At 74.8% G+C, this 13,511-nt stretch carries 8 protein-coding genes and 1 pseudogene; 3 read left to right on the forward strand and 6 right to left on the reverse strand.

What is annotated here, in order from left to right:
* Positions 1-4,372, reverse strand: a pseudogene (locus E1300_RS40010) (type I polyketide synthase); the annotation flags it as partial.
* Between the two features lie 193 nt (positions 4,373-4,565).
* Positions 4,566-6,158 carry an AMP-binding protein gene (locus tag E1300_RS40015; RefSeq protein ID WP_131762484.1) on the reverse strand — a complete coding sequence of 531 codons (1,593 nt, stop codon included), beginning with the start codon at positions 6,156-6,158 and terminating at the stop codon, positions 4,566-4,568.
* Positions 6,159-6,375: 217 nt separating this feature from the next.
* Here E1300_RS40015 and E1300_RS40020 point away from each other — a divergent pair, with 217 nt between their 5' ends.
* A complete protein-coding gene (locus E1300_RS40020; RefSeq protein ID WP_131762486.1) occupies positions 6,376-7,308 on the forward strand; it encodes an ACP S-malonyltransferase in 933 nt (310 codons plus the stop codon).
* Between the two features lie 18 nt (positions 7,309-7,326).
* Here the strand turns inward: E1300_RS40020 and E1300_RS40025 are convergent, their stop codons facing one another.
* Positions 7,327-7,563 carry an acyl carrier protein gene (locus E1300_RS40025; RefSeq protein WP_131762487.1) on the reverse strand — a complete coding sequence of 79 codons (237 nt, stop codon included), beginning with the start codon at positions 7,561-7,563 and terminating at the stop codon, positions 7,327-7,329.
* Between the two features lie 114 nt (positions 7,564-7,677).
* Between E1300_RS40025 and E1300_RS40030 the strand changes: the two genes are divergently transcribed.
* Complete coding sequence (locus E1300_RS40030; RefSeq protein ID WP_131762489.1) at positions 7,678-9,192, forward strand: AMP-binding protein; 1,515 nt, start codon at positions 7,678-7,680, stop codon at positions 9,190-9,192.
* A 93-nt stretch (positions 9,193-9,285) separates the two neighbouring features.
* Here E1300_RS40030 and E1300_RS40035 read toward each other — a convergent pair whose 3' ends face one another.
* On the reverse strand, positions 9,286-9,879 hold the full coding sequence (locus E1300_RS40035) for a TetR/AcrR family transcriptional regulator (RefSeq protein ID WP_131762491.1): 594 nt from the start codon (positions 9,877-9,879) through the stop codon (positions 9,286-9,288).
* A 116-nt stretch (positions 9,880-9,995) separates the two neighbouring features.
* Here E1300_RS40035 and E1300_RS40040 point away from each other — a divergent pair, with 116 nt between their 5' ends.
* Positions 9,996-11,564: an MFS transporter gene (locus E1300_RS40040; RefSeq protein WP_131762493.1), complete on the forward strand. Its 1,569-nt coding sequence runs from the start codon at positions 9,996-9,998 to the stop codon at positions 11,562-11,564.
* A gap of 73 nt (positions 11,565-11,637) precedes the next feature.
* On the opposite strand, the gene E1300_RS40045 is transcribed toward E1300_RS40040, so the two are convergent.
* Together E1300_RS40045 and E1300_RS40050 are read right to left on the reverse strand one after the other, a co-directional pair.
* Positions 11,638-12,876 (reverse strand): cytochrome P450, encoded by a 1,239-nt coding sequence (locus tag E1300_RS40045; RefSeq protein WP_207400226.1) that lies wholly within the window; start codon positions 12,874-12,876, stop codon positions 11,638-11,640.
* 55 nt (positions 12,877-12,931) lie between these two features.
* On the reverse strand, positions 12,932-13,511 hold a 580-nt coding region (locus E1300_RS40050; protein ID WP_165503206.1), incomplete at its 5' end, for an acyl carrier protein.

A 13,511-nucleotide genomic window follows, 5' to 3' on the forward strand; every position in this document is an offset into this window, starting at 1 on the left:
CGTCCGGGCCGCGCCGCCCGGTGAGCAGCAGGTGCCGGACGCCGTGCGCGGCGACCAGGTGGCGGGCGACGAGCCCGCCGAGCCCGCCGGTGCCGCCGGTGATCAGTACGGTGCCCTCCGGGTCCCACGGGACCTGCTGCTCCGCCTCGGTCACCGCTGGGACCGGCACCCGCGCGAGGCGCGGCACGCTCACCGCGCCGTCGCGCAGGGCCAACTGCGGCTCCCCGGAGGCGAGGGCGGCGCGCAGGTCCGCTTCCGGCACGTCGCGGTCGGTGTCGACGAGGACGAACCGGTCGGGGTTCTCCGCCTGGGCGGCCCGCACGAGCCCCCAGACGGCCGCGAGCGCCGGGTCACCCGGTGCATCGCCGCCGACATCCGGTCCGCCAACGGCCATGCCGACGGTGGCGCCGGATCCGGCGGCGGCCTCGCCAGCGCTGGCGCTGGAGTCAACGGCGAAGGCGTTGCGGGTGATGATCGCGAGGCGGGCGTCGTCGCGCAGCGCGTCCTGGATCAGTTCGAGGACGTGCAGCGTCGCGGCCTGCGCCGCCTCGGCGGGCGTGCCGGGGAACCCGGACGGCACGAACGCCAGCCCGATCTCCGCGGACTCGGCGTCCGGCTCGGCCGGGACCTGGATCGGCGTCCACTCGACGCGCAGCAGCGAGCCGCCGTCCCTCCGGCCGGACGGGCGCGTCCCGTCCACCGGCAGGGGCCGCGAGACCAGCGACCGGACCGTGGCGACCGGCGCGCCCGCGGCGTCGGCCAGCTCGACCGACACGGCGTCGTCCCCGGCGGGCGCGACGCGGACCCGCACGGACGAGGCGCCGGCGGCGTGCAGCTCGACGCCGACCCACGCGAACGGCAGCCGCACCCGGCCGTCGTCCGGGCCGTCGGAGGCGTGCAACGCGGCGTCGAGCAGCGCCGGGTGCAGGCCGAACCGGTCGGCGCCCGGGTCGTCCATGGCGACCTCGGCGAACACCTCGTCCCCGCGCCGCCACGCGGCGCGGACGTTCTGGAAGGCGGGCCCGTAGGCGTAGCCCTGCTCGGCCTGCCGCTCGTAGAGGCCGTCGATGTCGACCGGCTCGGCGCCTTCGGGCGGCCACGCGGCGAGATCGGTGCTGGGGGCCGCTTCGCCCCGCTCGGCGAGGACACCGCTGGCGTGCCGCGTCCAGGACTCGTCGCCCCGCGCGGCCCGCGAGTAGATCTCGACCGTGCGGCGGCCCGTCGCGTCGGGCGGGCCGACGACGACCTGGATCTCCGCGCCCGCGTCCGAGTCGAGCGCCAGGGGCGTTTCGAGGGTCAGTTCGTCGAGGACGCCGCAGCCCGCTTCATCCCCGGCGCGGATCGCCAGCTCGACGAAGGCGGTGCCGGGCAGGACGACCGTCCCGGCGATGACGTGGTCGGCCAGCCAGGGCTGCGACCGGGCCGACAGGCGGCCGGTCAGGACGAGCCCGTCGGCGCCCGCGAGGCTGACGGCCGTGTCGAGCAGCGGATGCCCGACCGTGCCCGGGCGGCTCTCCGCGTCGAGCCAGTAGCGGCGCCGCTGGAAGGCGTAGGTGGGCAGCGCGGCGCGGCGGGCGCCGCGCCCGGCGAAGAAGCGGTCCCAGTCGACGGCGGCGCCGCGCGCGTGCGCGAGGGCGAGCGCGGTGACGGCCTGCCGCTCCTCGCCGTGCCCGTCCCGCAGCAGCGGCGCGAACGCGACATCGGTGTCGCCGCTCGTAAGGCAGTCGCGTCCCATCGCGGACAGGACGGCGTCGGGCCCGAGTTCGAGGTAGGTCGTAACGCCGTGCGCCTCCAGCCACCGCATGCCGTCGGCGAACCGCACCGGCTCGCGGACGTGCCGCACCCAGTAGTCCGCGTCGAACGCCTCGACGGGCTCCCCCGTCAGGTTCGACACGACCGGGATGCGCGGCGGCGCGTAGGCGAGCGTCTCGGCGACGCGGCGGAAGTCGTCGAGCATCGGCTCCATCAGCGGCGAGTGGAACGCGTGCGAGACCGTCAGCCGCCGGGTCTTGCGGCCCTGCGCGGCGAACCGGTCGGCGACGGCCTGGACGGCGTCGGCCTCACCGGACAGCACGACCGAGGACGGGCCGTTGACCGCCGCGAGCCCGGCCCGCTCGGTCAGGTAGGGGGCGACCTCGTCCTCGGAGGCCTGGACGGCGACCATCGCGCCGCCCGCCGGGAGCTCCTGCATCAGCGTGCCGCGCGCGCCGACCAGCAGCGCCGCGTCCGCGAGGCTCAGCACCCCGGCGGCGTGCGCGGCGGCGATCTCGCCGATGGAGTGCCCGGCCACGTGGTCGGGGACGACGCCCCACGACTCCAGCAACCGGAACAGCGCCGTCTCGACCGCGAACAGCGCGGCCTGTGCGTACCGGGTCTGGTGCAGCAGCTCGGCCTGCGGCGTGCCCGGCTCGGCGAACAGGACCTCGCCGAGCGGCTCGTCGAGCTGGAGGTCGAGGTGGTCGGCCGCGTCTTGCAGCGCCTCGGCGAAGACGGGGAACGCCCTGACCAGCTCGCGTCCCATGCCGATCCGCTGGCTGCCCTGGCCGGTGAACAGGAACGCGGTCGGGCCCGCGGCGAGCGTCGAACCGCGGACCACGCCGGGCGCGGCCTCGCCGTCCATGAGGGCGGTCAGGCCGCGGCGGAGCTCGTCGGCGTCGGCGGCGACGACGGCGGCGCGGTCGCGGAGCGCGGCCCGCGTGGTCGCGGCCGAGTAGGCGACGTCCAGCGGGGACGCGTCCTCGATCGCTTCGGCGAGGCGCCCGGCCTGGGCGCGGAGCGCCTCCTCCCCCTGCGCGGAGACCAGGACGGGCACGATCCCGCCGCCCCTCACGGGCTCGGCGGGGCCGTTGGATCCGGCGGATTCGGAGGACCTTGCGGCCGCGGGGGCCTCTTCGATGATGACGTGGGCGTTGGTGCCGCTCGCGCCGAACGAGGAGATCCCGGCGCGGCGCGGGGCGTCCGACGCCGTCCACGGGACGGGCTCGGTCAGCAGCCGGACGGTGCCGTCCGACCAGTCGACGTGCGGGGTCGGCTCGTCCACGTGCAGGGTGCGCGGCAGCGTGCCGTTCCGCAGGGCGAGGACCATCTTGATGACGCCCGCGGCGCCGGCGGCCGCGCCGGTGTGCCCGATGTTGGTCTTGACCGACCCGAGCCACAGCGGCCGTTCGGGCGAGCGGCCGCGGCCGTAGGCGGCGACCAGCGCCCGGCCCTCGATGGGGTCGCCGAGCGTGGTGCCGGTGCCGTGCGCCTCGACGGCGTCGACCTCGTCCGGGACGAGCCCGGCGTCGGCGAGCGCCCGGCGGATGACCCGCTGCTGCGCGAGGCCGTTCGGTGCGGTGAGGCCGTTGCTGGCGCCGTCCTGGTTGATGGCGGTGCCGCGGACGACCGCGAGCACCGGGTGCCCGTCGCGCAGCGCGTCCGACAGGCGGGCGAGGACGAGCACGCCCGCGCCCTCGGCGAAGCACGTGCCGTCGGCCGCCGCGGCGAACGCCTTGATCCGGCCGTCCGGCGCGAGGCCGCGCTGGCGGCTGAACGTCGTGAACGTCCCGGGGCTCGACATGACGGTGACGCCGCCGGCGAGGGCGATCCCGCACTCGCCGCGCCGCAGCGACTGCACGGCGAGGTGCAGGGCGGTCAGCGAGCCGGAGCAGGCGGTGTCGACGGTGAGCGTGGGCCCTTCGAGGCCGAGCGTGTAGGCGACGCGGCCCGACACGACGCTCGGCAGGTTGCCCGCCATGACGTAGCCGTCGATGCCGTCCGGCGCCTCGTGCGCGCGGGGCCCGTACTCGTGCGGCTCCACGCCGATGAACACGCCCGACTGGGTGCCGTGGAGGCGGCCCGGGTCGATCCCGGCGCGCTCGATGGCCTCCCAGCAGGTCTCCAGCAGCAGCCGCTGCTGGGGGTCCATGGCCAGCGCCTCTTTGGGGCTGATCTGGAAGAAGGCCGCGTCGAAGTCGGCGGCGTCCGGCAGGAACCCGCCGCGCCGCACGTAGCTGGCGCCGGTCGCGGACGGGTCCGGGTCGTAGAGCCGGTCGAGGTCCCAGCCGCGGTCGGACGGGAAGTCGGTGATCACGTGCTCGCCGTCCGCGAGGAGGCGCCACAGGTCCTCCGGCCCGGTCACCCCGCCGGGGAAGCGGCAGCCGATCCCGACGATCGCGATCGGCTCGTCCGCGACGCCGGGCGCCGCGGACGCGGGCGCGCCGGCCTCGTCCGGCTCGGCGGTGCCGTGCAGGACGTCCGCCAGGTGGCGGGCCAGCGCGGCGGGCGTCGGGTGGTCGAAGGCGATCGTGACGGGCAGCTCGACGCCCAGCTCGGCGGTGAGCCGCCGGTGCAGCTGGACGAGGGCCAGCGAGTCGAGGCCCGCGTCCAGGAACGGGCGGTCGGCCGCCACGTCGGCGGCGCCGCCCGGATGGGCGTCGGGGTCGGCGTCGCGCAGCACGGCGGCGGCCTGCGCCCGCACCAGTTCCAGGATCGCGGCCCTACCCGGCTCGGTCATGTGCATACTCCGCAAAGGCGTAGAGGTGGTCGGGCATGAAGCGGTCGGGCGTCAAGCGGGGTCGGGGATGTCAGGACGCCGCGAGGGCGGTCAGGGCGGCGCGGTCGACCTTGCCGTTGACGGTCAGCGGGAACCGCTCCACGACGTGCAGTCCCTGCGGGACCATGTAGCCGGGGAGCGCCGCGCGGCAGAAGGCGATGAGCTCCTTCTGGTCGGGCCCGGGCGCGGCGGCGGTGACGAACGCGTGCAGCCGCGGGTCGCCGTCCTCGCGCGGCAGCACCATGGCGACCGCGCCGGTGACGCCGGGGAACCGGGCGACGCGGCGCTCGACCTCGCCCAGCTCGACGCGGTTGCCGCGGATCTGCACCTGCGAGTCGGCGCGGCCGCGGAAGAACAGCTCGCCGTCCGCGCCGCGGGACGCGAGGTCCCCCGACCTGAACACGAGCCGCCCCGAGCGGGGGTCGAGCGGGTCGGGGACGAGGGTCCTGCGGGTGGCCTCCGGGTCGTCCCAGTAGCCGGAGAACAACGACGGGGTGCGCAAGTAGATCTCGCCGACCGCGCCGGGCTCGTCCACCGGCTCCCCGTCCGGGCCGATCAGCGTCATCTCGGCGCCCGCGTGCGCGCGGCCGATCGACAGGCGCTCGGTGTCCGGCGGCAGCGGGTTCGGGACCTCGGTGAACGACGCGGCCATCGTCTCGGTGGCGCCGTAGGCGTTGGTGACGCGGACCTTCGGCAGCAGCGCCTGGAGGCTCCGCAGCTCCTCCAGCGGGAAGTCCTCGCCGGAGAACAGGATGCCGCGCAGCCCGGCGGTCTCGCCGAGCTCCGCCAGCAGGCCCGACTCGTGCCGCAGCACCGGCCGCCAGATCGACGGGACGCCGTCGACCTGGGTCGCGCCCGTCTCGCGCAGGTACGCGAGGAACCGGCGCGGCCAGTTGAGGCGGTCGCGCGGCACGGGGACGAGGGCGGCGCCGTGGCTCAGCGCGAACCCGATGTCGAACAGCGCGAAGTCGAACTGCATCGGAGAGGTGCCGGCGACCCGGTCGTCGGCGGTGATGAGCTCCTCGGCCTCGGCGCCGCGCAGGAACGCGATGACGCCGCGGTGGCTCATCACCACGCCCTTCGGGCGGCCCGTCGTGCCCGAGGTGAAGATGATGTAGGCGGTGTCGACCGGCGTGACCGCGCGGCGGTGCCGGACGCGCGGCGCGGGCGCGCGTTCCACGGTGATGCCGTCCGGGCCGAACCGGGCGGTGCCGACGCCCTCGGGCAGGCCGGTGCGGCGGCCGCGGGCGGCCTGGAGGTGCAGGGCCGGCTCGGCGCTCTCCATGATCGTGCGGAGCCGCTCGTCCGGCGTCTCGGGGCTCGCCGGGATGAACGGCAGCCCGAGCGTCGCGCAGGCCAGCAGCGCCGCGATGGCGTCGGCGTCGGTGTCGGACTCGACGACGACGCGGTCGCCGACGTCCAGCCCGAGCGCGTCGAGCCGCGCGGCGTAGTCGTCGGTGCGCCGCTCCAGCTCGCCGTAGGTGACGGTCTCGATGCCGCCGTCCGCGGCCGGCTGGACGACCGCGGGCCGGTCGGGGGCCCGGCGGCCGGCGGCCAGCAGATAGCTCCGCAGGTTGTCCACCGCGGCGTGCGCCCGGGCCGGACGTGCTCCATTCGGGCTCATGCGCCACCCCTTCACTTTCGGCGTTCACCCGCGAATACCATTTTTATCTAACCGGTCGCTTTCGCCGCCCACAAGCACCCCTAACCGCCTTGTCCACGGGGTTAGGGGGCGCTAGGGGTTATACGCGTACCGGGGCCCCGCGAGACTGAGCCGGAAACGACAGGGCACCGGCCTATCGGAATTCCGGATGCTAGACGACGAAAGGGAAAATGAGAATATGCCGGCGATCATCTTTCCCGGAATCGGCCCGGCGCGGTTCGCCGACGCGGCCCGGTTCATGGTGGTGCATCCGGTGGCCCGCCGGCTGGTGGCCGAGGCCGACCGGGCGCTCGGCTACTCGCTGGTCGACCGCTACCGCGCGGCCGACGCGGACGGCGGCTACCCCGAGCCGGCGCGCATCGCGTTCCTCGTCAACTGCCTGGCGCTGGCCGAGTGGGCGGTCGCCGAGCACGGCCTCGCGCCCGCCGCCTGCGCCGGCGCCAGCTTCGGCGGGACGGCGGCGGCCGTGCACGCCGGGGTGGTGCCGTTCGCCGAGGCCGTGGCGATGACGGCCGAGTGGGGCCGCCGCGTGGACGCCTACTTCGCCCGCGAGCACCGCGACATCGTCACCCAGTCGTTCGCGCGCGTCCCGTCCGGCCGGCTCGCCGAGATCCGCGCCGAGCTCGACGAGCGCGGCGAGTGGAACGAGGTCGCCTGCCACGTCGACGACGACTTCCACATGCTGTCGGTGCGCGAGAGCGTGCTGGAGGACCTGCAGAAACGGCTTCGCGCGGCGGGCGGGCTGCCGCTGTACGTGATGCGGCCGCCGATGCACTCGGCCATGTTCGGCGCGCTGCGGGACGAGATCGAGGCGGAGGTCGTCGCGGGCGTCCCGTTCGCCGACCCGCGGATCCCGGTGGTCTCCGACCACGACGGCTCCCTGCTGCGCACCGCCGCGGAGGTGCGGACGCTGCTGCTGGACGGGGTGACCCGCACGGTGCGGTGGCCGTCGGTCGTGGCGGCGCTGCGCGGCCTCGGCGTCGAGCGGGTCCACGTGACCGGCCAGGACGGACTGTGGGGCCGGGTGGACGCCATGACCCGCGCGTTCGAGGTGGTCGCGGTGAAGCCGGACACGGCGATGCGACCGCGCCGGCGCAGCGCGATCGCATAGCGCGGGAAGGGCACCGGTTCAGCGCATGGCCGCCAGGGTGCTCCAGAGCGTCGCGGGGGTGGCGAAATTGCCGGCGTCTAGCGCGTCGTCAAGGAAACGGACACCGTACGCCTCCTCCAGCGATGACAGCAGCGCGACCATTCCCATGGAATCGAGGCCGAAATCGGCGAGGCTCAGCTCGGCGGTGACCGGGTCCCGCGGTTCCAGCAGCGGGAGATGTTTGCGCAGCAATTCCTCGAACGACTCGTCCCACATGCGGGCTCCCCTGTTCTTCCGGCGATTCCGCCAATGGCGGCGTCGCAGCCAACCTAAGGTCCGCCTCCCGGGGGCGGGCACCCCTTAAACACCCCTTTCCTCGGAGGAGGGACGATGACCGAGACACCCGTACCGGGCCGCGGCCTGCACGAGCGGTTCCTGCGCGGCCTGGCGCTGTCGCCCGGCCGGACCGCGATCCGCGCGGACGACCGGAGCCTGACCTACGCGGAGGTCCACGAGCTGGCGCTCCGCCGCGCCGGCGCGCTGCGGGCCCTGGCGGACGGCCGCCCGGAGGCGGTGGCGGTCCTCGCGGGCAAGTGCGCGGACGCCTACGTCGGCATCCTCGCCGCGCTGTACTCCGGCGCGACCGTGGTGCCGCTCGAACCCGGGTTCCCGGCCGACCGCACGCGCCGGATGCTGACCGCCGCCAGGGCCACGGCCGTGATCGCCGACGACGCCGGCCGCGCCGCGCTGGCCGCGACCGGCCTCGACCTGCCCGTCCTGGACGACTCCGGCCGCGCGGCGCCCCTGGACGAGCCGGCGCCCGTCCGGCCGTCCGACGTCGCCTACGTCCTGTTCACGTCGGGTTCGACGGGGCGCCCCAAGGGTGTGCCGATCACGCACGGCGCCAACGAACACTACTTCGCGCTGATGGACGAGCGCTACGACTTCGGGCCGGACGACGTGTTCTCCCAGACCGTCCCCCTCAACTTCGACTGCGCGATGTTCGAGCTGTTCTGCGCCTGGGGGCGGGGCGCCGCCGCGCACGCCATCCCCGCCGCCGCCTACCGGGACATGCCGGGGTTCTTCGCGGAGCGGCGGATGACCGTGTGGTTCTCCACGCCGAGCGCGATCTCGTTCGTCCGCCGGATGGGCGGCCTCGCGCCGGGGTCGATGCCGGCGCTGCGGTGGAGCTTTTTCGCGGGCGAGGCGCTGCTGTGCGACGACGCCGCGGACTGGCAGGCGGCGGCGCCGTCCGCGAAGGTCGAGAACCTCTACGGGCCGACGGAGCTGACCATCACGGTCACCGGCCACCGCTGGTCGCCGGAGGTGTCGCGGGAGCGCGCTGTGAACGGCGTCGTCCCGATCGGCACCGTCCACCCCGGCCACGACCACCTGCTGCTGGACGGCGACGGGAGCCCGGCGGAGGAGGAGGGCGAGCTGTGCATCACCGGCCCGCAGATGACCCCCGGCTACCTGGACGCCGAGGACGACGCGGGCCGCTTCCTGGAGCACGGCGGCCGCCGCTGGTACCGGACGGGCGACCGGGTGCGGCGCCTCGCCGACGGCGAGCTGCTCTACCTCGGCCGCCTCGACGCCCAGGTGCAGGTCCAGGGCTGGCGCGTCGAGCTCGCCGAGGTCGACCACGCCGTCCGGGAGTGCGCGGGCGTGCAGAACGCGGTCACCGTGACGCGCCCGGCGGACGGCGGCGGGCTGGAGCTCGTCGTCTACTACACCGGCGACCGGGCCGCCCCGGCGGCGCTGCGGCGCGAGCTGGCCGCCCGCCTGCCCGCGGGCATGATGCCGAAGGCGTTCACGCACGTCGCCGAGTTCCCGCTGAACGCCAACCGCAAGGTCGACCGCGGCCGCCTCGCCCGCGAGGCCGCCGGAACCCCCGACGGCCGCTGACGCCAGGTGTTCGCACCGGCGACCGCCCCGGCGGTCGCACCGCGGACCGCCCCGGCGCCCGTGCGCGGCCGGGGCCGGGGCGGCCGTCCGCGGTCAGACGGTCATCGGGGATCCGGCGCGGCCCACGTTCTCCACGATCGCCCGCAGCGCCTCGGCGAGCGACTCGCCCGTCGCGGCGTGCTCGGGGTCGATCATCCACTGCATCATCGCGCCGCTGAGCAGCGCGTGGTAGAACTGCCCGGCCGCGGTCTCGGTCGCCTCGGGCAGCCCGGTGCCGAGGAGCAGCTCGACCAGGCCCTTCTGGGCGCGCTGCTGCGCCTCGACGAAGTAGCGGCGCACGTCGGGGACGTGGTCGATCTGCGTCATCGCGTCGAACTGCGCCGCCCACAGGGGCCGGTTCCGCTCGAACAGCTCGATCACGCGCGTCCAGGTGCGCTCGAACCGCTCGATCGGGTCGTCCGGCAGGTCGCCGGCCTCGCTGAGGGCGCGTTCCAGCTCGCGGCCGCACTCCTCGGCCGCCTCCATGACGGCGGCGTTGAGCAGCGCCTCCTTGGTGCCGTAGTGGTAGCCGATCGACGCCAGGTTCGCCCCGGACGCCTCCACGATGTCGCGGGCGGTGGTGCGCGCGTAGCCCTTCTCGTACAGGCAGCGCTTCGCCCCGGCCAGCAGGTCCTCCCGGTGTCCCATGCGCCGAGTCTAACCCCCTCGCTCTAGATCTGTCTTACACGAACGTCTCATACAGACTTCGTCTAATACGGAATCTGTCATAGACAAATCTCTAAGACAAATCTAGAGTCGGAGGCATGAGTCCCGAACGTGCCGGCCGGCGGGAGTGGGTGGGCCTCGCGGTCCTCGTCCTTCCGGTCCTCCTGATCTCGATGGACATGACGGTGCTGTACTTCGCGGTGCCGTTCATCAGCGCCTCCCTGGAACCGAGCGCGACGCAGCAGCTCTGGATCCTGGACATCTACGCGTTCCTGCTGGCCGGGCTGCTGATCACGATGGGCACGCTGGGCGACCACATCGGCCGCCGGCTGCTCCTGCTGATCGGCGCGGTCGCGTTCAGCGCCGCCTCGCTCGCCGCCGCCTACGCGGGCAGCGCCGAGACGCTGATCGGCGCGCGCGCCGTCCTCGGCGTCGCGGGCGCGGTGCTCGCGCCGTCCACGCTCGCCCTGATCCGCAACATGTTCCGCGACCCCGCGCAGCGCCGCACCGCGATCGCGATCTGGACGGCGGGCTTCTCCGGCGGCGCCGCCATCGGCCCGATCGTGTCCGGGCTGCTCCTGGAGCAGTTCTGGTGGGGGTCGGTGTTCCTCGTGAACCTGCCGGTGATGGCGCTGCTGCTCGTGGTGGGCCCGTTCCTGCTGCCCGAGTTCCGCGACCCGGACCCCGGCCGCTTCGACCTGCTGGGCGCCGTCCTGTCGCTCGGCGCGGTCCTGCCGGTCATCTACGGCATCAAGAAGCTGGCGGCGGACGGGTTCGCCTGGGTGCCCGCGGGCATCACGGCCGCCGGCGTGGTCCTCGGCGTGCTGTTCTTCGTCCGGCAGCGGACGGCCCGCAACCCGATGATCGACACGAGCCTGTTCCGCAACCGGGCGTTCAGCGCGTCGATCGCCGTCAACCTCGCGGCGCTGTTCGCGATGGTCGGCTTCGCGTTGTTCTCCACCCAGTGGATCCAGCTCGTGTACGGGCTGAGCCCGCTGAAGGCCGCGCTGTGGTCGCTGCCCGCGCCGCTGTCGGTGGCCGTGGCGACCTCCGTCGCGGCCGTGCTGGCCCGCGTCGTCCGTCCCGCCTACATCATCGGCGCGGGCCTCGCCATCGCCGCCGCCGGTTTCGCGATCATGACGCAGCTGCGCGTCGACTCGGGCCTCGCCGTGATCGTGACCGGCGCGACCGTGCTGGCCGCCGGGGCGGGCATCGCGCTCACCCTCACCGCCGACATGATCGTCTCGGCGGCGCCGCCGGAGCGCGCGGGCGCCGCGTCCGCGCTGTCGGAGACGAGCAACCAGCTCGGCGGCGCGCTCGGCGTGGCGATCCTCGGCAGCATCGGCGCCGCCGTCTACACCCGCGACGTCACCGACGCCACGGCCGGCCTGCCGCCCGAGGCCGCCGGCGCGGCCCGGGGCACCCTCGGCGGCGCCACCGAGGTCGCCGCGCACCTGCCCGGCTCCGCCGGCGAGCAGCTCCTCCAGACCGCCCGCGAGGCGTTCACGCACGGCATGAACATCAACGCCGTCGTCGGCGGGGTCTTCATGCTGGCCGGCGCCGTCGCCGCCGTGATCCTGCTGCGCCGCGTCCCCGCGTCCGCGCCCGCCGGGGCCGAGCCCGGACGTCCCGAGGCCGAGACCGAGCCCGTCCCGCAGGGCCACTGACCATCGCCCCCCGCGAGAGAGCCCCTGCCGACCCGGTCGGCAGGGGCTCTCGTTCGCTCGCGAGGGGACGGGGTCAGCGGCGCAGGATCACCGGGAGCGTGGAGTAGCCGGTGAGGCCCATGACGTCGCGGCGCTCGGGCGTCCCGGCCATCTCGATCTCGGAGAACGTGTCGATCAGCGCGGGGAACAGCTCCGCGCCCTCGATGCGGGCGAGGTTGCCGCCCATGCAGTAGTGCGCTCCGACGCTGAAGCTGAGGTGCGGGGCGTCGTCGCGGGTGAGGTCGAGGCGGTGCGGGTCCGGGTACTTCTCCGGGTCGCGGTTGGCGGCGCCGAGCAGCGCCAGCACGTGCGCGCCCTCGGGGATCTCGGTGTCGCCGACGACGGTCGGCTTGGTCGTGATGCGGCTCGTCGCGGCGGTGTGGGCGGTGTGCCGCAGCAGCTCCTCGACGGCCGGCTTCGTGATGCTCTTGTCCTCGCGCCACCGCTTCAGCTCGCCGGGGTGCTCGGTCAGCGCCATCACGCCGGTGGCGATGAGGTTCGTGGTCGCCGCGAAGCCCGCGGTGAACAGGAACGTGGTGAGCGCCATCAGCTCGTCCTCGTCGAGGCGGCCGACGGCGGCCTCCTGCACGAGCGACGACAGCAGGTCGTCGCGCGGCTCGGCGCGGCGGGCGTCGATCGTCTCGATGAAGTACCCGCTCAGCTCCTCCGCGGCCGCGTCGGCGCGGACGAGGTCCTCCTCCGGGTAGAGGCCGCTCCACACCCGCGACCAGTCCTCGGCCAGCTCGTGGAACCGCTTGCCGTCCCCGTGCGGGAGGCCGAGCATCTCGCTGATGACCGCGACGGGGAACGGCACGGCCAGCAGGTCGACCAGGTCGACGGGCTCGCCGCCCTCGGCCTGCTCGACGATGTCGTCGAGGAACTCGCGCATCAGCCGCTGCACCGCCGGCTCCTGCTTGCGGATCTTGCCGGGGGTGAAGACGCGGCTGGCCATACCGCGGATGCGGGCGTGGTCCGCACCCTCCAGCGTGACCATGGCGTGCAGGTACATCCGCAGCGACGGGTGGTCGGGCCAGTCCTCCCGCAGCACGGTCGCCGCGCGGGGTCCGCTGTTCAGGTCGGGCGTCCGCAGGAACGCGGTCGCCTCGTCGTACCCGGAGATCGCCCACAGCCCCAGCGCGGCGCTGTGGTGGACGCGGTTCACCTCCTGAAGCGTCTCGTAGTACGGGAACGGGTCGGCGGGCTGCGGCGGCGTGAACAGCGCGATCAACGCGTCGTCGGCCTGCTGCGGTGTCAGTGTGGCTTCGGCGGGCATGTGCACCTCTCGTAGTGAAGGGTTCTCATCGCGCGGATCAGCACTGCGCGGGTCATTACTGCGCGGATCGCGTGTCCAGTTCGTCGTCGAGGATGTCGAACAGCTCGGCGGCGGAGACGGACTCGATGTCGGCCTCCTCCTCGCCGCCGGGCCGGTGGGCGGCCGTCAAGCCGGCCGCGAGCGCCCGCAGCCGCTCGGCGACGCGTTCGACGGCGTCCCCGTCCGGCGTCGCGGACGCGAGCGCGGCCTCCAGCCGGGACAGCTCCGCCTCCAGCGGGGACGCGGCGCCCTCCAGGCCGCCGGTCAGCCGCTCGCGCAGCTCCGCGGCGATCGCCTCGGGCGTCGGATGGTCGAACACGAGCGTGGCGGGCAGCTTCAGGCCGGTGACCGAGCGCAGGCCGTTGCGCAGTTCCACGGCCGTGAGCGAGTCGAACCCGAGCTCCTGGAACGCCCGGTCCGGCCGGACGGCGTCGGTGCCCTCGTGGCCGAGGACCGCGGCGACGTGGGTCCGCACCAGGTCCAGCAGGACGCGGTCGCGTTCGGCGGCGTCGGGCAGGGCGGACAGCCGGGCGCGCAGCTCGGCACCGCCGTCCCCGCCGCCCGTCGCGCCGGGTCCCGCCGCGCGGCGGCGCGGT

Origin of the sequence: Actinomadura fibrosa, assembly GCF_900659615.1 — a bacterium.
GTDB classification, from domain to species: Bacteria; Actinomycetota; Actinomycetes; order Streptosporangiales; family Streptosporangiaceae; genus Spirillospora; species Spirillospora fibrosa.